The 20898-nt window shown below is 53.8% G+C and carries 19 protein-coding genes; 5 read left to right on the forward strand and 14 right to left on the reverse strand.

What is annotated here, in order from left to right; all coding sequences use genetic code 11:
* The first annotated feature begins 307 nt into the window (after positions 1–307).
* Entirely contained in the window at positions 308–1312 is a 1005-nt protein-coding gene (locus ACFE7X_RS01575; RefSeq protein ID WP_375433897.1) for an aldo/keto reductase, read from the forward strand.
* 380 nt (positions 1313–1692) lie between these two features.
* Here ACFE7X_RS01575 and ACFE7X_RS01580 read toward each other — a convergent pair whose 3' ends face one another.
* The gene (locus tag ACFE7X_RS01580; RefSeq protein WP_375433898.1) at positions 1693–2190 is read right to left on the reverse strand and encodes a ferritin-like domain-containing protein; all 498 of its coding nucleotides are present in this window, start codon (positions 2188–2190) and stop codon (positions 1693–1695) included.
* Between the two features lie 312 nt (positions 2191–2502).
* On the opposite strand from ACFE7X_RS01580, the gene ACFE7X_RS01585 reads away from it, so the two are divergent.
* Positions 2503–2856 (forward strand): META domain-containing protein, encoded by a 354-nt coding sequence (locus ACFE7X_RS01585; RefSeq protein WP_375433899.1) that lies wholly within the window; start codon positions 2503–2505, stop codon positions 2854–2856.
* A gap of 74 nt (positions 2857–2930) precedes the next feature.
* On the opposite strand, the gene ACFE7X_RS01590 is transcribed toward ACFE7X_RS01585, so the two are convergent.
* The 6 genes from ACFE7X_RS01590 to ACFE7X_RS01615 all read right to left on the reverse strand — a co-directional run bounded on the left by ACFE7X_RS01590 (position 2931) and on the right by ACFE7X_RS01615 (position 9264).
* The gene (locus ACFE7X_RS01590) at positions 2931–3638 is read right to left on the reverse strand and encodes a DsbA family oxidoreductase (RefSeq protein WP_375433900.1); all 708 of its coding nucleotides are present in this window, start codon (positions 3636–3638) and stop codon (positions 2931–2933) included.
* Between the two features lie 164 nt (positions 3639–3802).
* A complete protein-coding gene (locus ACFE7X_RS01595) occupies positions 3803–4816 on the reverse strand; it encodes a fatty acid desaturase (protein WP_375433901.1) in 1014 nt (337 codons plus the stop codon).
* A gap of 261 nt (positions 4817–5077) precedes the next feature.
* Positions 5078–7135 (reverse strand): LysM peptidoglycan-binding domain-containing protein, encoded by a 2058-nt coding sequence (locus ACFE7X_RS01600; RefSeq protein ID WP_375433902.1) that lies wholly within the window; start codon positions 7133–7135, stop codon positions 5078–5080.
* Positions 7136–7149: 14 nt separating this feature from the next.
* Complete coding sequence (gene gatA, locus ACFE7X_RS01605; protein ID WP_375433903.1) at positions 7150–8592, reverse strand: Asp-tRNA(Asn)/Glu-tRNA(Gln) amidotransferase subunit GatA; 1443 nt, start codon at positions 8590–8592, stop codon at positions 7150–7152.
* Positions 8593–8606: 14 nt separating this feature from the next.
* On the reverse strand, positions 8607–9023 hold the full coding sequence (gene tatA, locus ACFE7X_RS01610; RefSeq protein WP_375433904.1) for a twin-arginine translocase TatA/TatE family subunit: 417 nt from the start codon (positions 9021–9023) through the stop codon (positions 8607–8609).
* Between the two features lie 13 nt (positions 9024–9036).
* Positions 9037–9264 carry a twin-arginine translocase TatA/TatE family subunit gene (locus tag ACFE7X_RS01615; RefSeq protein ID WP_375433905.1) on the reverse strand — a complete coding sequence of 76 codons (228 nt, stop codon included), beginning with the start codon at positions 9262–9264 and terminating at the stop codon, positions 9037–9039.
* Positions 9265–9598: 334 nt separating this feature from the next.
* On the opposite strand from ACFE7X_RS01615, the gene ACFE7X_RS01620 reads away from it, so the two are divergent.
* Positions 9599–10561 carry a GAF domain-containing DNA-binding protein gene (locus ACFE7X_RS01620; RefSeq protein ID WP_375433906.1) on the forward strand — a complete coding sequence of 321 codons (963 nt, stop codon included), beginning with the start codon at positions 9599–9601 and terminating at the stop codon, positions 10559–10561.
* A 390-nt stretch (positions 10562–10951) separates the two neighbouring features.
* Here the strand turns inward: ACFE7X_RS01620 and ACFE7X_RS01625 are convergent, their stop codons facing one another.
* From ACFE7X_RS01625 to ACFE7X_RS01655, 7 genes are all read right to left on the reverse strand, one after another.
* Entirely contained in the window at positions 10952–12346 is a 1395-nt protein-coding gene (locus tag ACFE7X_RS01625) for a murein hydrolase activator EnvC family protein (RefSeq protein ID WP_375433907.1), read from the reverse strand.
* On the reverse strand, positions 12330–13094 hold the full coding sequence (locus ACFE7X_RS01630) for a DUF4292 domain-containing protein (RefSeq protein ID WP_375433908.1): 765 nt from the start codon (positions 13092–13094) through the stop codon (positions 12330–12332). The genes ACFE7X_RS01625 and ACFE7X_RS01630 overlap by 17 nt, the downstream gene beginning before the upstream one ends.
* A complete protein-coding gene (locus ACFE7X_RS01635) occupies positions 13087–14916 on the reverse strand; it encodes a tetratricopeptide repeat protein (protein WP_375433909.1) in 1830 nt (609 codons plus the stop codon). Before ACFE7X_RS01635 ends, ACFE7X_RS01630 begins: the two co-directional genes overlap by 8 nt.
* A gap of 114 nt (positions 14917–15030) precedes the next feature.
* A complete protein-coding gene (locus ACFE7X_RS01640) occupies positions 15031–16041 on the reverse strand; it encodes a sugar phosphate nucleotidyltransferase (RefSeq protein WP_375433910.1) in 1011 nt (336 codons plus the stop codon).
* A 99-nt stretch (positions 16042–16140) separates the two neighbouring features.
* Entirely contained in the window at positions 16141–16575 is a 435-nt protein-coding gene (gene dut / locus ACFE7X_RS01645; protein ID WP_375433911.1) for a dUTP diphosphatase, read from the reverse strand.
* A gap of 84 nt (positions 16576–16659) precedes the next feature.
* A complete protein-coding gene (locus tag ACFE7X_RS01650) occupies positions 16660–18165 on the reverse strand; it encodes a polysaccharide biosynthesis C-terminal domain-containing protein (RefSeq protein ID WP_375433912.1) in 1506 nt (501 codons plus the stop codon).
* A 112-nt stretch (positions 18166–18277) separates the two neighbouring features.
* Entirely contained in the window at positions 18278–19066 is a 789-nt protein-coding gene (locus tag ACFE7X_RS01655; RefSeq protein ID WP_375433913.1) for an enoyl-CoA hydratase/isomerase family protein, read from the reverse strand.
* Positions 19067–19305: 239 nt separating this feature from the next.
* Between ACFE7X_RS01655 and mscL the strand changes: the two genes are divergently transcribed.
* Positions 19306–19728: a large conductance mechanosensitive channel protein MscL gene (gene mscL / locus ACFE7X_RS01660; protein WP_375433914.1), complete on the forward strand. Its 423-nt coding sequence runs from the start codon at positions 19306–19308 to the stop codon at positions 19726–19728.
* A 116-nt stretch (positions 19729–19844) separates the two neighbouring features.
* The gene (locus ACFE7X_RS01665) at positions 19845–20855 is read left to right on the forward strand and encodes a DUF3078 domain-containing protein (protein WP_375433915.1); all 1011 of its coding nucleotides are present in this window, start codon (positions 19845–19847) and stop codon (positions 20853–20855) included.
* Positions 20856–20898 lie beyond the last annotated feature (43 nt).

Here is a 20898-nt window from a genome sequence, read left to right on the forward strand (position 1 = left end):
GACTAATTCAGGCAGCCCCATTCATAGGTGGGGCCAACCCCATAGCTAGCAGACACTTCAACAAAAAGGTATAGTTGGCGACCAAACCAGTTTGCAGTTAGGGCCGGTTTGTGTGATTGTCAGCAACGAAAGCGTAGCACTAAATTGCGGTAAGTATAGGGTAATTCCGGGCGTTGGCGAAGCAACACAAGCCTTTCGTTGCCAGAGCAAGCAAGCTGCGCCGTAACCTTGGCCTGCTCGATAAGGTATTTAACACGAAAACACTGCCGGCAATGAAGCCGGCATTTTCATATTAGCATTTCTTCTCATGGAATACATAAAGCTAGGAAATAGCGGTATCGAGGTTTCGCGCATCACGTTTGGTAGCTGGGCTGCCGGAGGCTGGATGTGGGGCGGTACCGAACAAAATGATGCCGTCGGGGCAATTCATGCTTCCTACAATTTAGGCGTGACCAGCATCGACACGGCTCCCATCTACGGGCAGGGGCTGAGCGAGGAAATTGTGGGCGAGGCCATCAAGTCCCTGCCCCGCGACAAGGTGCAGATCCTAACCAAATTCGGGATGCGCTGGGATATGGCGAAAGGCGACTTCGCCATGAAAACCAAAAACAACGACGGCCAGGATATCGACGTGTACAAGTACGCCAGTCGGGACAGCATCATCAAAGAGTGCGAAGACAGCCTGCGCCGCCTCGGCACCGACTACATCGACCTCTATCAGCAGCATTGGCCCGACGTAACCACCCCCATCGACGAGACGATGGAAGCCGCGGCCCGCTTACTAGAGCAAGGAAAAATCCGTGCCGTAGGTGTGAGCAACTACTCGGTAACCCAAATGGAGGAAGCCTTGAAAACGGTGGAGCTCGTATCCAATCAGGTGCCGTACAGCATGTTGCGCCGCGATATCGAGAAGGACGTGGTGCCGTATTGCCAGAAACATGACATGGCTATATTGGCCTACAGTCCCATGCAACTCGGGTTGCTAACCGGCAAGATGAAGCCTGGACAGCACTTCGATGCCAGTGACTTGCGGTCTACCAACCGCCTATTCACGCCGGAAAGTGTAACCCGCGTCAACGAGTTTCTAGAGAAAATCCGGCCTTTGGCGGAAAGCAAAAACGCTACACTAGGCCAACTGGTGCTCCGCTGGACGCTGGCGCAGCCCGGCATTTCGGTGGCCCTGGTAGGCGCCCGTAACGCCGAGCAAGCCATCCAGAACGCACGCACCACTGACATAGAGCTTGTTTCGCACGAAGTAGATTTCATTACGGAGCGCCTAGAGCAAATGCAGCAGCAACAGCAGCCTGCGTAGCACTAACCTCGGTATCTCAAGTAAAACGCAAAAGCACTGTCTGGTCCAGACAGTGCTTTTCTGTGAATAGTCAGCGGTTTCCTGTGGTAACGCAGCTTACGGCTACATCCTCAGTAAACTGCCATGAAGTTTGTTTTGCTGCTGTGGAGTGCAACATGCACCGCCTCAGCCCAGACTAGCACTCACCCCGACTTGTTGTTGAGGGAAGCGCAGCAAACAGAAAAAGTAGCCGGAGTTATGAAGGCCTACTACAACAGCACCCCGACAAAAAGCAAGCGCTGGCCTCTATTCTCGCCATCCAGGACCCCAAAGCTTGCTTAGCTCAGAGTGGCTACGCGAAAATAGTGGCTCAGCGCTAGCACCGAGTTTAACCTGCTACCCTACACTTGTTCGGCGCGGCGATTCACGCTGTTTTTGGCAATCTGGTTGAGTAGTTGGTCAGTCTTCTTTTCTTCCTCGAGGGTTTGTTGCAGGAGTTGCGCTATCTCGTTGTAGCCTAGCTCTTCGGCTAAGTACGCCGCTGTGCCGTAGCCAGCAATTTCGTAATGCTCGATTTTTTGGGCTGCGGCAATCAGGGCAGCATCCAGTACCTCGGGCGAAGCATCTTTCTGCATCAGTTTTTCGCCTTCCGCAATCAGGCCTTGTAGTGCCACGTTTTCCTCGCCGTTCGGATCGACGCCTAGCATTTGAGCGGCTTGCTCCAAGCGCTGAATCTGCTGCTGGGTTTCTTCGAGGTGAACTGTGAAAGCGGTTTTTAATTCTTCATTTTGGGTGTTTTCCACCATGCGGGGCATGCTTTCCACCAGTAGGGTTTCGGCGCTATACAGTGCCTGCATTCCGTGGACGAAAAGATCTTGCAAACTTTGAAGCTGAGCCATAATAGTCTGAAAATGAGAGTGAAATATCACTAGTCAGTACGGTCGGAAAAATGCCTTGTTATCGTCGGGCTTGCAGTTTTAGGCTTTATTGTGGAGGTGCTGGCAGCCCTTTTTAGCTCGCAGGCACGCTGTTGGCGGCTGCTTTTGGGGCTTGCAACCTTTCTAAGCGTGTTGGGCTCCCTTTGATAGTTACTCTCTCATCTTTTTATAATCTTGACTATGCGTCGGTTATCCTTTTGTTTCCTTGGTGTTGCTGCCGTATTTTCTCTAGGAAGCTGCCAAGAGGAAGAAGAAACCACTCCCAATTCTCCTTTGCTGAATACCCGCTGGATGCTGGTACAGGTAGAAGAAACGCCCATAGCTGTTTCCAGCTACTCCGAAACCTACCGTTCCTACATCCAGTTTGCCAAGCAGAACGCTACCGCTGGTCTTGCTCCCTGCAATTCATTCGGCGGCACTTTCTCACAGGGCAGTACCGCCGGACAGCTCTCCATCAGCCAGCAAGCTTCCACCAGAATTTCCTGTGCTGCCCTTCCCCTGGAAACCAAATACCTGGAGGCACTCCCGCGCACGGTACGCTACGAAATCAATGGGAAGGAACTACGCCTTTACGATGCCACCAATTCCTTACGCCCGCTTCTTGTTTTTCAGGACCATGCAGAGTAATTTCTGGCAACCCCCTAAACAAAGCCGCCACCTCCTAGGAGGTGGCGGCTTTGTTTAATGGGCAGTTTGCTCGTTTAGCAATTGCCATCTATGTCGCAGGCGGCGCCTTCTAGCCCGCCAATAGCCACTGGCTGCGGACGGGCTTCTTCCCAAACCTTCTCCAGCACTTCTCTGAATAGCTCGGTTGGCTGCGCCCCCGACACGGCATACTTGCCGTCGAAGACAAAGTAAGGCACCCCGCGCACGCCAATTTGTTGGGCTTCGTATTCGTCGCGCCGCACTTCCTGCTCGAAAGTATCAGAACTTATTAGTTGCTCCACCTTATCGGCGGGCAAATTCAGCTCGGCACCGAGGCGCGCCAGGGTAGGCACGTCGTTGATGTCAAGGCCTTCTTCCAGATAGGCTTTGAATAGCCGCTCTTTGGCCGCATCCTGTTGGCCGTGCTGCGCAGCCAAGTGCACAAGCCGGTGGGCCCGCAACGAGTTGGCCGGTACCACCCGGTCGAAATCAAAAGCTAAGCCTTCTTCAGCCGCCATCTGGGTCATGTTGGCGCTCATCTGCCGGGCCCATTCCTCCGACTTGCCATACTTGCTAGCCAAGCGGGCATATTGGTTGACACCGGGCGTCGGATCGGCCTGCGGGTCTAATTCAAAGCTGCGCCATTTTACATCTATGTCTCCGGCGTGCTCGAAGGTAGCCAACGCCTTTTCCAGCCGCCGCTTGCCGATGTAGCAGAAAGGGCAAAGAATATCAGACCAGATTTCTACTTGTATCTTTTTCATGAAACGAGGAGTCGGAATTTGGCGAGTATAAGCGCTAAACCGGCAAAAAGGTTTCTCCTAGAGGAAAGCAAAACGGCCCTTGATGTAGCACCGCACGGTACCAACAGACTTTCGAGGTGGGGCGCATGAAAAAGCCCTCAGCGGTGAGGCTGAGGGCTACTGCTTTAGGCCGAAACGCCCTCGACAAGCTGCTTATCAGGAATAGAGTTGTCTTGGAGCGTAGCCCGGCCGCGGCTGCGGCGGGTGATACGCGAGAAGAGGCTGATTTCCTGGTCGAATAGAAACTGCAAGAACAGCTTGGTGTAGGAGCGATGATGCAGCAGGGGCTCGTAGAACTCGGGGGCCAAAGCTTTCAGGCGGGGCAAGTGGTTCCACGGGATAGACGGCATGTCGTGGTGCTCGTTGTGGTAGCCTACGTTGAGGTTCACCCCGTTCAGCCGGCCGTAGTAGCTGTAGGTTTCCTGGCCTTCATCCAACGTGAGATAGTGTTCCTGAATCCAACGGGCCCCGAGCGGGTGCAGGCCTACCGAAAACCAGAAACTCAGAAATAGATAACCCAGCGCCATCCAACCGAAGAAGTACACAATGGCAGCGTCAAAGGCTAATTGTGCCGCAATATTGGCCACCACGTACCGGTCAAACACGGCCACTTCGCGGCAGCGAATGGTACGGATAACCTGGAACAGCGGGAAAAAGAACAGCCAAATGGCCTTGCCTACCGAGTAGTTCTTGATCAGCTTGGCCTCGTACCAATCCGGCAAATCGGCATCCAACTCATGCACTCCCTGAAACACATGGTGCTTTATATGGAAGTTCTTGAAAGAAATAGCCGTTGGGATAACCGAAGCAAAATTGGCCACGATGCCCACCGCCACGTTTTGCCACACCTTACGGAACACCAAGTTGTGCGCCGCTTCGTGAATAACCACAAACAAAGTATGCGAGAAAAACGCGCCTACTAGATAAGCTACTAACGCCACCACGTACCAAGGCTGGTTGCGAAGCAGCGCCGCTACCAGTACTTGTGCCGCTACGCAGGCTATCCCAATTAGGGCTGTAGCGGGCGTGCGCGTCATCAGTTCTTTTACTTCCGGATGGGCTTTTACAATTTGACGGGTCCGTATGCGGTGCGGCTCTGGCGTATCAACCAGAACAAAGGACTTAACGGTGGAAGGCATCAGGTTGGTTGAGAAAAGAGGCTTTGGTTTAGTATGCTGCGCGGTAGTTTCGTTGCTTGATCAGTGCTAACACCCTTTTCAACAAGCAACACAAAACTGCACATTCAACAAAAGTACCTCCATTATAACAACCTCCACTACAAGAAGCAAGGGAAACCAAATAGGAAACGTACCGAATATTGTCACTGCGTAAGCCTGTTAGCAGCGAAAAAGTTTAGGTGAGAGTCTGTCCTTTTCAGGTAATTAGAACTTCATGAAAAGCTACCGGGCCACAATCAGCTTTTGCCCTGGCTTCACCTCGTCTGTGGTTAAGTTATTAAGCCGTTTCAGTTGTTCTACCGTCAGGCCTTGGTAGCGGCGCGAAATATTGTAGAGCGTGTCGCCAGCTTGCACTAGATGCACCTTGCGGATGGTCTCCTGCGCAACTGACTTCTGAACGGCGGCAGCTTTGGGTGCGTGAGTCGGCTTCTGCGCAGCAGGTGCCGCCGCAACTATTTCTTCCTCCTTGATGGGCGCTTCTTCCTCTATAGGCGCTGCAAACACTAGCTTTTGGCCCGGTGATACTTTCGCGGAAGTTAGTTTGTTCCACTCCATTACCTGCTTCACACTCAACCCGCGAACCTCGGCTATGCGGCTGAGGTAGTCGCCCTTGCGCACCACGTATTCGGTGGGTAGGCTATCGTCGGCAATTGCGGTTTCAACTGCTTCTACAGCTTCTATGGCTGGCGCAACCGAGGGAGCTGCTGCACTACGAGTTGCACGGGCAGAAGTCCTGGTTTCTTTGCTTACTGTGGCTACTTCCGAGGTAGTTTCTGTGGCATCGGCAGGTTCAGGAGTTGTTCTAGCTACTTGGCTGCTTACCCCAGGTTTGGCCACAGGCGAAGTCAAGCGTGCCGGTACGGGTAGTTTGCGCGTGCTAGCAAGAGTTCCGGTGCTTGGTGCGGGCTGAGAAGCCGGGGTAGCTATAGGTATAAATACCACTAATTGCTTGCCTGGTGCCAAGGGGCGGCCTTTGCGCAAACCGTTCCAGCGGGCTAGCTGAGCGGGACTTACATCGTAGCGGCCCGCCACTGCGGATACAGTTTCACCCCGACGTACGGTGTGCCACACCCGCCGGAAACGGGGGGCCAGTTCCACTTCTTCGCGCGGAGCTCCACTAGCCGCCAGCAGCGTGTGCGTCGGGAAAGGCTCTATGCCGTTCAGGCGCGCCATCATCGGCGGCAAGGGCTGCGGCAAATCGGTGCGCGGCAAGCAGTATTCGAAAAGCGTGGCGCGGTCAACTACGGCGAGCTGTGGCTTGGCCGTGGCAGGTACTTGCACGGCATAAGAGCGGTAACCCGCCGGCAGCCAAGCGTGCCGTAACTCCGGGTTGTAGTGCAGCAAAGCCGACGAATCTTCCAAGCCGCAAGCCTGGCTAAGACGCAATAGGTCCACCGGTCTGCCGTTGATCTGCACCGTGTCCATAACCTCAGCATAGCGGTATTTCAACTCTGGCGAGTGCAACTGGTGAGCCTGCGCGTACTTCATCGAGTACATGATAGCCGTAAAGGTGGGCACGTAATTGCGCGTCTCCCGAGGCAGGTTGGGGTACAGGTCCCAGAAGTTCTTTTTGCCGGTGCGTCGCATCACGCGCTGCATATTACCCGCGCCCCAATTGTAAGCGGCCAGCACCAGTTCCCAGTCGTGGAAAACGCCGTAGAGGTAGCGCAGGTGCTTGCAAGCGGCTTCCGTCGACTTCTCCGGGTTCATTCGTTCGTCCACCCACTCGTCGCGGCGCAGGCGCAAGTCGTTGGCCGTAGGGCCCATAAACTGCCACAAGCCCGTAGCTCCCACGTGCGACTTAGCCGTTGGAATCAAAGCTGATTCCACTACTGCCAGATACTTCAGGTCAACGGGCAGATTGTACTTGGCTAAGTACTTTTCGAAAAGGGGAAAATAAACGTTTTCCCGTTCTAGCACGCGCTGCATGTATTTGCGGTTGCGTTCCGTGAACAAGGTCACAAAAGACATCACCGACGGATTAAACGCGTGGGGTGCATCGGTTTCAATGCATCCCACCCGGTCGCCCACTAAGTCGTGCAGCTCAGGTGGAGTTTGCAGCCACACCAGCCGTACTGAATCGATGGGAGTGGGGGCTGCCACCAGCGAATCGGGCAGTAGCAGCGGCAATTCAATAACTTGCGTAGTGTCGTCGGGGCTGCTGGTACGAGGTACTTCTGGCGTCCGTTGGGGGAGCGTCTGACCCGCGGCGGAGCGAGTTATAGCAGTCAGCAAAAGCAGGGTAGAGGCAACGCGAACCGGCCGCAACAACGTTTTCATCAATACAGCAAGGGTTAAGGCATGGCAGGAATTAGAGTCTCCGTCATCGACTTAGTGAACGCCAACAGGTGCTCTTCGCGGAACGCGCCGCTTATCACCTGCAAGCCAATCGGCAAACCAGTCGAATCCTGACCGGCCGGTACCGACACTGCGGGCACCCCAGCGAGGGAGGCCTGAACTGTAAATATATCCGCTAGGTACATAGCCAAGGCATCCTGCGTGTTTTCGCCGATGCGGAAGGCCGTAGTGGGCGCAGTAGGCAAGATTAGAAAGTCGTACTGCCGGAGCAGCTCGTCGGTTTTCTCCTTAATCAAACGCCGCACCTGCTGCGCTTTGGTATAGTAAGCGTCGTAATAATCGGCCGACAACACGAACGTGCCGAGCAGGATACGCCGCTGTACCTCCGAGCCAAAACCCTGTGAGCGAGTCTTTTTGTAGAGCGACTCCAAGTCGGTAGCATCCGGGGCGCGGTAGCCGTACTTCACGCCATCGAAGCGGCTGAGGTTGGAACTGGCTTCGGCCGTGGTTAAAATATAATAAGTCGGCACCATGTAGTCGAGGTAGGGAAAATCCACCGCGTCTACCACGTGGCCCTGGCTGCGCAGGGCTTCTAGGCTCGTTTCTAGGGCTTCCTTGATTTCAGGATTTAGACCGGGCCGTTCCACCGCGTCGCGGATATAGCCGATGCGGTAGTGCGAAGCCGGTTCTAGCAACTGGCTATAAGCAGGTACTTCGCGCTGGCTGGCGGTGCTATCGAAATTGTCGGCGCCGGCCATTACTTCCAGCAGTAGCGCCGCATCATCCACCGAGCGGGTTAGCGTGCCAATCTGGTCGAACGACGAAGCATAAGCCACCAAGCCGTAGCGCGAAATGCGCGAGTAAGTCGGCTTGAACCCAATAACCCCACAGAAAGCCGCTGGCTGACGCACCGACCCACCCGTATCCGACCCAATTGAGGCCAGACACATATCGGCCTGCACGGCCACCGCCGAGCCGCCCGACGAGCCACCCGACACTCGCTCTTCGTCTGCAGCATTACGCACCGGCCCGAAGTAGGAAGACTCATTGGAGGCGCCCATCGCAAACTCGTCGCAGTTCTGGCGGCCAATGAAAATAGCGTCTTCGTCAAGTAGTCGCTGCACTGCCGTAGCCGTGAACAGCGACTTAAAGCCGTCGAGGATATGGCTGCTGCTCTGCAAAGAATGGTCTTTGTAGGCCAGCACATCCTTCAAACCAATAACCATACCCGCCAGTTTGCCGGCCGTTCCGGCTGCTAATTTAGCGTCCACTGCCTCGGCCTGGGCGCGAGCTTCTTCGGGCCATACTTCCAGAAAAGCATTCAAGCGGCCGTTCCGCCGCTCGATGTTGTCTAGGTAATACTCCACGAGCTGACGGCAGGTCGTGTTGCCTGCCGTCAGCTCGTTACGAACTTCCGTGAGAGAATGAAAGCGTCTCAAATTCTAGAAATCAGTTAAGACATTTGGTCTAGACGAGGCCGTTCGGCAGTCGTCGGGGCGGGAGCTATTTGGTCCACATTCGTAGGATGAGCTACGGGCGGATTGTGGGAAGTGCCGGGCGAGCCGTAAGTCGATTCCGTCTGTGTGTAGGCATCATCGGGCAAATGTTCCGGGGCGGGAGCGGGAGTTGAAGGCGCAATATAGTTCTGATTGAACTGTTGCTGATAAGGCTGCTGCGGCTGCGACTCTACGTGGTTTTCAAACTCACTACGGATTTCGCGCGAAGCATCCTTAAATTCCCGAATGCCTTTGCCTAACCCCCGAGCTAATTCTGGTATCTTGTTGGCACCAAAGAAGATAAGGATGACAACCATGATGAGCATGATTTCTCCTCCACCCAGGTCGCCAAGAAACAAAAGTGGCGTGTGCATAATGGTCTGCTAGTTAGAAACGTGGCTGATTTGGCTCGTTCGGGTTACGGTTAGCCGTTTGGTCGCGGTATTCTGGCTTTTCCTCTTTCGAAGCATCCTTGAACTCCCGGATACCCTGACCCATGCCGCGGAACAGTTCCGGAATACGCTTAGCGCCGAACAGCAAAATAATAGCAAACAGGATCAGCAAAATTTCGGTCGTGCCGAAGTTGCCGATCAGAAAAAGCGAGGAAAACTGCATAGAAAAGGGCTGGATAAGCCGGTTTGGAGTGGAAAGCCTGAGATACGCATACGGATGCTAAGCAGGATTGGTAAAGATACCCCATAATTTTAAAAATGAGACAGTAACGAGTACCCCTCTGTGCCATTTGGGTGACAATCTAAATCCCTAGTGTGATGCGTACATGAAGTTCAACTCATCTGGATACAAACCTGATTCGTCGGGTAACTTTACGTGTATAAAGAGAGGAATTGCAGGTTAATCGGTTTCCTATTCTATTTACAGTTGCCAGACCTGTTTGCCCACAGATGAATCTCGTCTTGATATTCAAGGTCAAGGGTCAACTTTTCCGTGAATGCCGCCAAAAATGAACCCAGCCGCCAAAATTACCCGCCCATTGGTGTCGTCGTTGCAACAACCCGATGAGAATGAACGGCTCGAAGTACTACGTAATTACCACGTTCTGGACACGCCCCCAGAAAAGGCTTTCGACGACTTAGTTCGGTTGGCTGCTTACATCTGTGGCACCTCTATCTCGCTCGTATCTTTAATAGATGCGGAGCGGCAATGGTTTAAAGCCAACCTTGGGCTAGAACAGTTTTCTGAAACGCACCGCGACGCCGCCTTTTGCCAGTATGCCATGCTTTCTGATGATGTGTTCGAGGTGCGTGACACCACGCTGGACCCATTGTTTCAGCAAAACCCATTGGTAGTCAACAACCCCAACATTCGGTTCTACGCGGGGGCAGCACTGGTTTCGCCCGAGGGCCTGCCCTTAGGTACCATCTGTGCTCTCGACACCGAGCCTCGCGCCCTCACCGACCAGCAGCGCGACGCCATGCGTATTCTGGCCCGCGAAGTGGTAGCGCACCTGGAACTGCGCCGAGCTCGTCTGCAACTCGAACAGGAGCAGCAAAAACTTGAAGGTCTGCTGCGCATGGCCAACAACGCAGCCGAAACCATGTTTGTTGGCAGCCGCAACGAAATCTTCGTGAAGCAAGATCACAAGTTGGTACGCGTACACACCAACGATATTCGTTATGTGGAAGCCCTCGGCGACTACGTAAATATTTATACTTCGCGGGAGCGATACACGGTGTATAGCACCATGAAAGAATTGGAAGCCAAACTGCCCCTCCGCGAATTTGCCCGTGTGCACCGCAAGTATATTGTCTGCCTTGATCGTATCACTTCCATTGAAGGAGATATCATGCTGGTTGATACTGGGCGTGGCTCCGACCGCCAAGTTAATCCCACGTCTGTCCCGATTGGTAGCTCGTACAAAGCGGCTCTCTTAAGCCGATTAAATCTTATTTGAGAAGCTTCGTCAACGGTTCAGTATAAAGTCTAATAAAAGGCGTCATTCGCCGGTTAAAACGGGGCTTTCAGCGAATTTTTATAAATATAGCTTAGCCAAGAGTCTATCTTTCGTCATGTTATCGGAGTAGCCTAGCTGCATGGCATTCATTTATGAGTTTAGTGCAGCCCGGAGATACTGGTAGCTAAGTTTGTTTTCATAGCTCAGAAAGACACCGCATCTTGTGCGGTGTTTTTTTTGCTTATTCCTAAAGGAATACAGTTTTATTGTTATGAGTTTGTAATTAGAATTATTCGATATATAGTGCAGCAACAAGAGCGGTGCTTAAATAAATTGATATTAGGAAAAGACAAAAAAACTAACTTCTGCTAGCCACCAGTAACCAATGATTTAATGACGGCCAATCCAGTTTTCGGGATTTAGGTTGGCGCTGTTGCGCCATACTTGAAACTGCACTTCGGAGGTGCCATCGGCGTCGGTGTATACCGTACCAATTGGCTGGCGCATCTTCACCGTCTGGCCCTCACTTACACTCACGCCACGTAGCTTGGCATACACCGTGAAGTACTCGCCGTGCTGAATCATGACAATGTTGTTCATGCCAGGCACGTTAGCCACAGTGAGCACCTTACCATCGAATATGGCCCGTACCGGCTCGCCGGCACTGGTTTGGATGTCAATGCCGCGGTTCTCGACCACCACATTCTTGAGTACCGGGTGGTTGTGCCGCCCGAAGCGTTGAGAAATAAAGCCCTTCGACACCGGCCACAGCAACCGGCCCCGGTTATCGGCGAACGACGAGGATAGTTCGGCGGTTTCGGGCGTAAGCGTAACCCGGTCAGTACGAGCGGGAGCAGCTTCGGGGGCCGCTTCCGAATACGTGCGCGAGGGCGCATCGGAAGCGCGGCCAGCCGCAGCGGCGGCACGCTCAGCTCGTTCGCGCGCAGCTGCGCGCGCTGCGGCTTTAGCGGCAGCCACGCGGGCCGCGCGGGCAATTTCTTCGCGTACCCGTTCGGCAATCAGGTTGTCGAGGCGGCTGACGGCTTGCTGCCGTTCGGCCAATTCTTGGCGCAAACCTTGTTCCTGCTGACTAAGCTTAGTTACCACTTGGTCCTGCTGAGTTTTCATGGTCAGCAGGTTGTTTTTTTCGGCCACTTGGGTGTTGAGCAAGCTGCCTTTCTCTTGCTTTTTGGTTTGCAGACCGGTCAGCTGTTGGCTAAGACGCTGCTGGGTGCCCGTAATCTGAGCGGCCTGCGCTTGACGCACCTCCGCATACTGCCGGATATAGCGCAGCCGTAACATGAACTGGTTGAACGACTCGGCCGCAAACAGGAACATGATGCGGTTGTAGCTGTTGGCAGTTTTTGAAGCCGAATAGATCAGGCGGCCGTACTCGGCTTTCAACTGCTCTAAACTCTGGCGGGTTTTCTGCACCTGCTGCTCGGTCTGCAACACATCGGTTTCGATGTAGCGCAACTCCGACGAAATGTTGCGGATAACGCCTTGCTGCACCGTCAGCTTTTCCTTCAAGGCATTCAGCTGGCCCAAGGATGCCTCCTTCTGACGCTGGGTCTGCTCTAGAATACGGCTGGTTTCGCGGATACGGCGCAAGGTAGCACGCCGCTCACGCTCAAGCTGTGCTTTCGACTTAGGTGGGGTGCTACGGCGGCGAGTACTGGAAGTGCGTTGGCGTTGTTGGGCTTGGGCATCACCGCTGGGCGTGGGCACCCCAAGCCAAGCGGCCAACAACACAACCAGCAGCCAGTGCTTACTTTTTGCGGGCATAGCCTTTCGGAATGGAGAAGGGGAACAACAACCGTTCCTTATCCACGTCAACAGTGCGGTACGTAATGGTGAGCTTGGACGGAGCCGTTTGTCCTTGTTGAAGCGTTACAGTAGCCGTGTGGGCAAATGGACTTGGATTGCGCTCCAAGGCTTGGAAATCTGTGTAGTCTACGGTTACGGTGTTTTTCGTGGTTGTGTCGCGCACGGCAAGCTGCTGTACTCGGCCTTGGCCAAGCTCAAGTAGCTGCTCCACGAGCAAGCCTGCTTGCTCGTAGTTCACTTTTTGCGTGGGACCTTCTGTGCTCACTCTCGGCGCTGTCTGCTCACTAATAGGGGCCAGATAGTTGCCAAGTAGCAAGGCCTGCAACATGTCGAAGTTGACGGGCACGTTGAGGCGCTTGCTCAGGTAGGCATAGTCGCCGGCATAGTATTCACGGTGCAGCTTGTCGAGCACCTGCACCGAGTCTTGCGTGATGTACGCCCGAAATCCTTCGAAGCCAATCAAGGAAGCCGAAATCCAGATAACGCTGTCTTTGCGGATGCGAATGTTGAGGTTGCCGCCTTGCTGCTCGAACTGCGCTTTGCCTTTCGCCGACAGAAAACGAAAGTCCACATTTTTAGCCCGTATGGCCTCGGGTACCGGTCGGGTCGAAGCAGGCTTCGTGGAGGTAGTCGGAAATATTTTGCGGTTACAGCTACCTAGAACGATAGCGGCTAGTAGCAAGCCCAGGGCAATGCGTTTACTCATACAGTTTCTTGTCTTTGATCTTGCGGTCAATCAGCTCTGAGGCGCCGCCAGTTTTCTTAGCGCGCAGCCATTCAGCATGGGCTTTGTCTTTCTCGCCGAGCTGATAGAGCACGTCGCCGTAGTGCTCGATTACGGTGCCATCCTTGCTGGTTTGCAAGGCTTTCTCCAGATTCTGGCGGGCCCCCGCGTAGTCTTTTTGTTTGTAGAGCACCCAGGCGTAGGTGTCGAGGTAGGTGTCGTTTTCGGGAAATTGCTTCACTAGCTTGCCCGCCATTTCCTTGGCCCGGTCCAGCTTCTCACCCCTGATGGAGAGGAAGTAGCTGTAGTTGTTGAGGGCCTGCGCGTTGTTGGCATCGAAAGCTAGTGCGGCTTCGTAAGCCGCGTCCGACTTCTTGAAGTCTTTCAGCTCGTGGTAAGCATCGCCGAGTTGACTATCAAACTGAGCTAGTAGCTCGGGGTTGTCGGTAGCTAGCTTGCGGCCGTACTCCAACGACTTTACCCCTTTGGTGGGCTGCTTTTTCAGCATGTAGCCCACGCCGTTGTAGAACCAGAGGGGCGCTTGATTGGGAAACAGCTCCAACGCCCGCTCGGAGTGCGTGAGTAAGGAGTCGGTTTGGTTGAGCTCGGCATCAATCAGCACCACCTGCTGCCAGATCTGGTAGCGGGTGTTGTCGTATTTGATGGCTTTCAAGTAATTGTCCCGGGCGTCTTTCTTACGGTTAGCCAGCGTCTGAATATCGCCGGCTACAGAATAGGCTTTGGCATCTCTCGGATGCACCCGGATAGTAATGGCCGCCAAGTCCAGTGCGGTTTGCTCTAGCTTGGGGTTGGGCAATTGCTTGATGAAATCAACCAGCACCCGCACTTTGTCGTCGATATCGAGGCCGGGGCTTTCGAAGGCCAGCTTGATTTGCTTTTCCGACTCCGCCGCGTTGCCTTGCTGACGGTACACGTCGGCCATAATCATGTGCGCCTGCGGGTTCTCGGGGTCAGTACGCAATGCCTGTTCCGCCACCCGAATAGCATCGGGCAGGCGGTTGTTGGCGGCGTACATCTCCGCCTGCGCTAGCACGTAGCGAATTTCGTCGGGATTGGCTTTGATTAGGATTTCGCCTTCTTGTAGGGCTTTGTCCAGGTTGTTTTGCTTGAGGTAGATCTGCTGCTTCTTGAACGACACCTCATCGAGCGCCCCAAACTGCTTCTCGGCCCGCTCTAGCGTGGCCAGGGCGTCGGTTAGCTTACCCTGCGCCAAGTACAAATCAGCTAGATTGAAAAGGTAGTACCCGGAATCAGGTACATCTTGTATCAGCTGGGCGTACACTTTCGTGGCCTGGTCGTACTGCTTTTGCGACGCGTAGATCTGGGCCAGGAGCAGGTAATAGTAGGCGTTCTTGGGGTCGAGCTTGACGGCCGCCTGCGCAAAGTTGGTGGCATCCTTGAGGTTGCCGCTGAGCAGGTTGGTTTCCGCTATTTTGTAGCTAATGGCTGCGTTGGTCGGGTTGAGGGCATACGCTTTCAGCAACCTTTCCAAGGCTTTGTTGTAATCTTCGAGTAGTACGTATTTCACGCCGTCCACGAAGAACGATTCGCTCATGCCTCTGTCCCGGTCGGATAGCTGGCGCTGTTGGCTGGCTTCCTCTAATTCGGCACGGCGCGCCAATTCTTTCCGCTCTTTGCGGCTAAGCTTACCAGGTTTGCCGGGCTTGGGTTCCCGCACTTTGTCGGCGGGGGCGGGCACAGATGGTCGTTGCTGGGCCTGGCCTGGCTCGGCAATCAGCAACAAGCCCAGAGCCAGTGAAAAAGAAAGAAAAACGCTACGCATGAATGCAGGAGTGCGGGACAAGCCGCCGGTCAAGGAAAACAGAACGAGGTGAAGATACCCAAAACAATGGAGCCAGCCCCGCACCTCTGCATAACGTAAGCAACTACGAAATTATCATACGCGCAACGTATTGTAGTCGCCCAAGCTTAGGTCTTGGGGAGTACTGGCCACGGTGGCAAAGTTGCCAATCATGGAATTGGTTACGTTGGCGTGCAATACCGTTGCCGACTGCTGCACAATAGAATTGGACACCACCGAGCTCCGAACGTTGCTTTGACTGCCAAGAGATACGTGCGGCCCTACCACCGAATCGGTAATAGTAACGCCCTCACCGATATAAACCGGCGGAATGAGTACGGAGTTTGTCACTTTCGCAGATTCTGCTACCAGTGGCTCGCCACGCTCCTGCAAGTACTCCAGGTAGCGCTGGTTGGTGTAGACGGTGGCGTCTTTGTTGCCGCAGTCCAGCCATTCGGTTACGCGGCCGGGCACGAAGGTTGTGCCCTTGTTTTTCATGTTTTCGAGGGCGTTGGTGAGTTGGAACTCGCCTTTGTCCTTGATGTCGTTGTCGAGCAAATACTGGAGCTCCTGGCGCAGGTACTCACCGTCTTGAAAGTAGTAGATGCCGATAATAGCGAGGTCGGAAACAAACTCGGTGGGCTTCTCCACGAAGTCCGTTATCTGGCCTTGCTCGTTGAGCTTTACCACGCCAAACGGCTTTGGATCTTCCACTTTCTGCACCCAAATAGTGCCGGGTACATTGGTGTCGAGCGTAAAGTCGGCTTTGAACAGCGTATCAGCAAAAGCCACCACCACTGGGCCAGTCAGGGCCGACTGTGCGCACAGAATAGCGTGCGCCGTGCCAAGAGGCTCATCCTGATAGTGAATTGTGCCCTGTGCGCCCACTGATTCGGCAATTTTCACCAAGCTTTTCTCTACTTCCGCCCCGAAACGACCAATGATAAAGGCCACTTCCTGCACCGGTTCACCACATACTTTGGCAATATCTTCTACCAGACGCTGCACAATCGGTTTGCCTGCAACCGGAATAAGAGGTTTCGGAACAGTAAGCGTGTGGGGGCGCATGCGCTTGCCCATGCCGGCCATCGGGACGATGATTCTCATGTGTTGAATAGTTGAAAGGTTGGAAGGGAAGGTTGACTCGTTGAAGGGTGGTGAATATCAGTAATAGGAATGGCAAAAACGAAAACCAGTAAGCTACTACTAGCTTACGCCCGTGCTGCCATAGCCTCCCGCACCGCGGGCGGTTTCGCTTAGCGCCTCGGTTGGCTGCCAAGCAATTACTTCGTGGCGGGCAACCACTAGCTGCGCAATACGCTCCCCATCCTGGACCACAAACTCGGTGTCGGATAAGTTAACCAACAGCACCTTCAACTCGCCACGATAATCAGCGTCGATGGTGCCCGGGCTGTTTACGATACCAATACCGTGCTTGTACGCCAACCCGCTCCGAGGCCGCACCTGCATTTCATACCCGGCTGGAATTTCCAGAAACAGACCCGTTGGGATTAAGGCGCGTTGCAATGGCTTCAACGTAACGGACTCCGCGAGGTTGGCTCGAACGTCGAGGCCAGCGGCGTGAGCTGTTTGGTACTCGGGCAATGGATGGCGGGAGCGGTTGACAACGGGTATCTGCATGCGGCAAAGGTAGTTTCTGCTTTCAATTAATTGAGTTGCCAGGCAGTGGCTGTCGGTAGCAGAAAACAAGTGGTGCTTGGCAGCTCATCGAGCTAGCACGCGTTGCGGTTTTTCAACCAGCACCACCAAGCCAACAAAAACGGCGCACAGCACCAAATGCCAGAGGTGGCGTACCCAGTAATCATCGAAGGAAACAAACCAACCGAGCACCACCAATCCCGACGCGACCAGTAGCCACAGCAGCAGGCGGCCCACCGGGTATGGCACTGGGAAGTGCCGCTCCCCCAGCCACCAACAGATAGCCGCCATCATAAAGTAGCACGCCAACGTGGTCAGGGCGCAGCCCATGTAGCCTAGCACCGGAATCAGCAGCAGGTTCAGTACGATGGTAAGCACGGCGCCGGCTCCTCCGATGTAAGTACCATAGTAGGTCTTATCAGTGAGCTTGAACCACACCGACAGGTTCCAGTATACGCCCAGAAATAAGTTGGCCAGCAGTAGCACCGGCACCACGGCTATGCCTTCGCGGTATTCAGCACCGCGCAAAAAGTACTTTGCAAAGTCTTCGAGGTTGACGCTGATGAACACGAAAATAAAAGCACAACAGAGCGTGAACCACTTCAACACCAACGCAAACGTGGCTGGAGAATTCTTCTCGTTGCTCTGCGCGAAAAAGAACGGCTCGGCAGAGTAGCGGAAGGCCTGAATAACGAGGCTCATAAAAATGCTCAGCTTATAGCACGCCCCGTAAATACCGGCTACCGTCTCGCTACTCTTACCTGGATAAAAGCCTTCTGGTAGCCAAGCCGGCAGTAGAATCCGGTCGAGCGTTTCGTTCACCATCCCGGCCAGTCCCATCAGCATGATAGGATAGGCGTACACCAGCATCGGCCGGAGAGCGGCTAGGTCGAGGTGAAAGCGGAAAGCGGCCAACTCGCGCGCTAGCAGCAACAGCGTAAACGCACTAGCCGCCAGATTCGACAGAAACACGTAGCCGACCCCAATACTAGGGTCGTAGATAACCGCTATGAGTGGCCGAAGCACCGTCAGGTACTCGCCCGCCATGATATCGGGGCATACGATGATGAAGAACAGGTTGAGGGCCACGTTCAGCACGATGTTGGCCATGCGGATGGTTGCAAACTTACGGGCCTTATTCTCTAGCCGTAACTTGGCAAATGGAATGGCTGCCACCGCGTCAAGTCCCAAAATCAGCGCCAGCCAAACGGCATACCGTTCCTGCCCCGATGGCAAACTCAGCAGGCGCAGCAACGTGCCAGCCTGCCACGCGAGCAGTCCTGAAAACACGACGCTGCTTACTACCAGCAAGCTAAGTACTCGGTTGTAGAGTAGTTGACGGTCGGTGCCGGGCCGCGAGGCGAAGCGGAAAAATGTGGTTTCCAACCCGTAGGTAAACAGCACGTTCAAAAACGAAACGCAGGCATACAGGGCCGTCACAATGCCGTACTCGGCCGCCGCAAACCGCCCTGTATATACTGGTACCAGCAGGTAAGTCAGTACGCGCCCCACAATGCTGCTGATGCCGTACACGGCGGTCTGCGAAGCAAGACGCTTGGCAATTGAACTCATAGTAGCTGTCCGTGTCTTCCTGCTTAGGCAGGAACATCTTGAGCGGCAGTAGGCCAAGGAGTAAAAATGGACCTGCTACCGTGAAAAGAGCGCTGCTCCTGTAATAGAAGCCTTACTTACCGGTAAAAGCAGCAGGCCGTTTCTCCAAAAATGCCTGCGTGCCCTCCTTGAAATCTTGCGACACAAAGCAGCGGGCGAAGGCATTGGCCTCAGTTTGGTAGCCATGCCGATCTTCGGCGAAGTAAGCATTCACACTATCAATAACCAGCCCGATGGCTAGTGGTGCTTTAGCTAGAATGTGACCAAGCAGTTCACGCGTAAACGGTAGCAGGTCGGGGGCAGGTACTACATGGTTGACTAAGCCCAGGCGCAGGGCTTCGTCGGCCTTCACCATATCGGCAGTCATCATCAGTTCCAGCGCTTTGCCTTTGCCAATCAGCTGCGTTAAGCGCTGCGTACCACCGTAGCCCGGAATTAGCCCTAAATTCACTTCCGGCTGGCCGAAACGAGCATTATCGGCGGCAATGCGCAAGTGACAAGCCATAGCTAGCTCACAGCCACCGCCGAGCGCAAAGCCGTTTACGGCCGCCACCACGGGCTTAGGACTTTCCTCTATCATGCAGAACACTTCTTGCCCGTGTTCGGAAGCACGGCGAGCGAGCGGTTCGCTCAAGGCGGCCAACTCGGCAATATCCGCGCCGGCTACAAAGGCTTTCTCACCGCTACCCGTCAGAATGATGCCCCGTACGAGCTGGTCGTCAAGGGCCTGCTGCATAGCCTTGCCAATTTCCCCAATCGTGGCATTGTTGAGGGCGTTGAGCTTGGTTGGCCGGTTGAGCGTGATGGTCAAAATGCCGCTTTCGGCATCGAGGTCATAGAGCAGATTTTCGAAAGAAGCCATGCGGAAAGGGGGGTGGCAGTAGCAGAATGCCAGCAAAGATAGCCTAAATCAGGAGCCAGAAGCAGGTGTTCGGCTGCTCCGATTAGGTATTAAGCGGGGAGAGGCCATGATCCGGCGAAAATCGAATTATGCCTTGAGGGAGCGGTTTATCTTTGCCCGTCATCACGGCCGAGGTATTAAGAAAAAGGTATATTAGCCCAAATCAGTTGTCTTGTCTCACCATAAAATTTCACAAGCACATGGGGTTTGTTTCCGAATTCAAAGAGTTCATTTCCAAGGGAAATGTGCTCGATCTGGCAGTTGGTGTTATTATCGGAGGGGCATTCGGTAAAATTGTAACATCGCTCACGGATGACATCTTGATGCCAGTATTAAGCTTCTTAACTGGCGGGAAAGATTTCACGGACTGGTTTGTCGCTCTTGATGGCGCGAGCTATAACACGATGAAGGCCGCGAAAGATGCTGGTGCAGCAACCGTGAATTTTGGATTGTTCTTGACGGCCGTTATCGATTTTCTCCTCATTGCTTTTGCCATTTTCTGGATTGTGAAACTTGCAAACCGCTTCAAGAAGCCCACAGTAGTGGTAGTCGCCGATCCGGCGCCCACCAAAGACCAAGCCCTGCTGACGGAAATCCGGGATGCGCTGCGTGGTCGTAGCTAGCAATACCACTTATCTAGCTTGCTTTGAAAATTTTATAAAGCCGGTTTTCACCCGCATGTATCAGGGCGAAGGCCGGCTTTCTCTTCACCTTTTATTTGTCTGGTGTTTCTCCTTCTATGAGAACAACTATACTCTATTTCACTGAAAAAATTCTGCTTACTAGCCTGCTACTATGGGTTTATGGTAGTAGCGCTTACGCGCAAAATTATGCACCTTATCGAGCACCGACCCCACCGGCCGCTTTCCGACTAGCAGCCGACGAAGACACCGTTCATGGCTGGCGGCGAGGCGGCGCTGGCACACTCAATTTCAGCCAGGTAAGCTTAAGCAATTGGGCGCCGGGTGGGCAAAGCTCTTTGTCGTTGCTAGCTCTAGGCAACGTTTACGTGCATTTTCGCGGCGAAAACCACACGTTTGCTTTAGCTAGCAACCTTGTGTATGGCTTGCTGAAAGCCGGTAAATCTAAAGTGCGCAAAAACGATGATCGGCTCGAGCTAAATGCCCGGTACACCCGCAATTATGCCACTAAATGGTCGTACGCCACGCAATTAAACCTGAAAACGCAGCTTACCCCTACCAACGATATCCTGAAACCAGATTCATTGCTGTCGAAATTCTTCGCGCCTGCCTACATTCTGGCGTCAATTGGCTTTGAGTACAAGCCAAACGAGGACTTTTCGCTGTTTTTATCGCCAGCAACGGGGAAATTCACAGTGGTAAACGACCAGCAATTGGCCGATGTAGGGGCGTTCGGCGTGAAAGCGGCTCAACTCGATGCTGATGGTCAGCTAATAACTGGTAGCGGTGAACGAATGCGTGAAGAATTAGGAGCCTACCTGAACGTACGCTACCGGCGGGGCCTGATGAGCAATGTCACGTATCAGACGCGGCTAGAGTTGTTCAGTAACTATTTTCACGACCCACAAAACGTAGACGTGAACTGGGAAAATTTGCTGGATTTCAAAGTCAACGAGTTCTTTAGTGCCAGCGTTGCTACTGCCTTGGTTTACGACGATGATGTGTTGGTGCCACTCAATGCCGACCAACAAAACAGTGACTTCACAGCCCGCGGCCGGCGAATTCAGTTCAAAGAAACCTTAGGTATTGGGCTGACTTACAAGTTTTAAAGAATTTGAACTAACTTAGCATACCACCCGTTGCCGCGCCAGA

The organism is uncultured Hymenobacter sp. (assembly GCF_964242765.1).
GTDB lineage: Bacteria > Bacteroidota > Bacteroidia > Cytophagales > Hymenobacteraceae > Hymenobacter.

Bases quoted from the DNA above. Each gene is read 5' to 3' on its own strand.
- ACFE7X_RS01575 (WP_375433897.1), top strand. From the start codon at position 308: ATGGAATACATAAAGCTAGGAAATAGCGGTATCGAGGTTTCGCGCATC.
- ACFE7X_RS01580 (WP_375433898.1), bottom strand. From the start codon at position 2,190: ATGGCTCAGCTTCAAAGTTTGCAAGATCTTTTCGTCCACGGAATGCAG.
- ACFE7X_RS01590 (WP_375433900.1), bottom strand. From the start codon at position 3,638: ATGAAAAAGATACAAGTAGAAATCTGGTCTGATATTCTTTGCCCTTTC.
- ACFE7X_RS01595 (WP_375433901.1), bottom strand. From the start codon at position 4,816: ATGCCTTCCACCGTTAAGTCCTTTGTTCTGGTTGATACGCCAGAGCCG.
- ACFE7X_RS01600 (WP_375433902.1), bottom strand. From the start codon at position 7,135: ATGAAAACGTTGTTGCGGCCGGTTCGCGTTGCCTCTACCCTGCTTTTG.
- tatA (WP_375433904.1), bottom strand. From the start codon at position 9,023: ATGCACACGCCACTTTTGTTTCTTGGCGACCTGGGTGGAGGAGAAATC.
- ACFE7X_RS01615 (WP_375433905.1), bottom strand. From the start codon at position 9,264: ATGCAGTTTTCCTCGCTTTTTCTGATCGGCAACTTCGGCACGACCGAA.
- ACFE7X_RS01620 (WP_375433906.1), top strand. From the start codon at position 9,599: ATGCCGCCAAAAATGAACCCAGCCGCCAAAATTACCCGCCCATTGGTG.
- ACFE7X_RS01625 (WP_375433907.1), bottom strand. From the start codon at position 12,346: ATGCCCGCAAAAAGTAAGCACTGGCTGCTGGTTGTGTTGTTGGCCGCT.
- ACFE7X_RS01630 (WP_375433908.1), bottom strand. From the start codon at position 13,094: ATGAGTAAACGCATTGCCCTGGGCTTGCTACTAGCCGCTATCGTTCTA.
- ACFE7X_RS01635 (WP_375433909.1), bottom strand. From the start codon at position 14,916: ATGCGTAGCGTTTTTCTTTCTTTTTCACTGGCTCTGGGCTTGTTGCTG.
- ACFE7X_RS01640 (WP_375433910.1), bottom strand. From the start codon at position 16,041: ATGAGAATCATCGTCCCGATGGCCGGCATGGGCAAGCGCATGCGCCCC.
- dut (WP_375433911.1), bottom strand. From the start codon at position 16,575: ATGCAGATACCCGTTGTCAACCGCTCCCGCCATCCATTGCCCGAGTAC.
- ACFE7X_RS01650 (WP_375433912.1), bottom strand. From the start codon at position 18,165: ATGAGTTCAATTGCCAAGCGTCTTGCTTCGCAGACCGCCGTGTACGGC.
- ACFE7X_RS01655 (WP_375433913.1), bottom strand. From the start codon at position 19,066: ATGGCTTCTTTCGAAAATCTGCTCTATGACCTCGATGCCGAAAGCGGC.
- mscL (WP_375433914.1), top strand. From the start codon at position 19,306: ATGGGGTTTGTTTCCGAATTCAAAGAGTTCATTTCCAAGGGAAATGTG.
- ACFE7X_RS01665 (WP_375433915.1), top strand. From the start codon at position 19,845: ATGAGAACAACTATACTCTATTTCACTGAAAAAATTCTGCTTACTAGC.